Genomic DNA, 472 nt, shown 5'->3' with positions numbered 1-472 from the left:
TGAACTGCCTCCCGTTTCTTGGACAACGAAAATAAAGTCCAAGAAACAGGAGGCTTTTCATGTCTGAACATCTGAGATCAAGGCATGACCGTTTGCTTCGGGAGCAGGCAGCGCAAATGTTTGAGAAGGGACGTGGCTATCGTTTGACCGCCAAAAGGCTTGGCGTGTCCGCCGCGACTGTGAGAGAGTGGCAGAAAATGTACCGCGTAATCGGGAAGGGCGGGCTTCTTGCCATGGGAGTAAAGCACACCAAATACGACTACGAGACCAAAGTTGCCGCAGCGGCGGCCGTGGTTGATGGTGGAATGAGCAAGCCTGAAGCGATGATGCGTTTCGGTATTGCAAGCGCAACACCGTTGAAGCAGTGGTGCAGGCTGTACCGTGAGGGCGGCGCGCAGGCGCTTAAGCCTAAGCCCAAGGGCAGGCCAAAGGGGTCGGTACGGGCGGTACCACCAACGCGTGAGGAGGAACT

General features: G+C 56.1%; 1 protein-coding gene. It reads left to right on the top strand.

The window, feature by feature from the left end:
- Positions 1–59: 59 nt before the first annotated feature.
- On the top strand, positions 60–472 hold a 413-nt coding region (locus HMPREF2749_RS00975), incomplete at its 3' end, for a helix-turn-helix domain-containing protein (RefSeq protein WP_070593068.1).

Origin of the sequence: Rothia sp. HMSC075F09 (assembly GCF_001810515.1) — a bacterium.
Lineage (GTDB): Bacteria > Actinomycetota > Actinomycetes > Actinomycetales > Micrococcaceae > Rothia.
The sequence above is the reverse complement of the archived record's forward strand: the minus strand, read 5'-3'. Positions and strand labels throughout refer to the sequence as shown.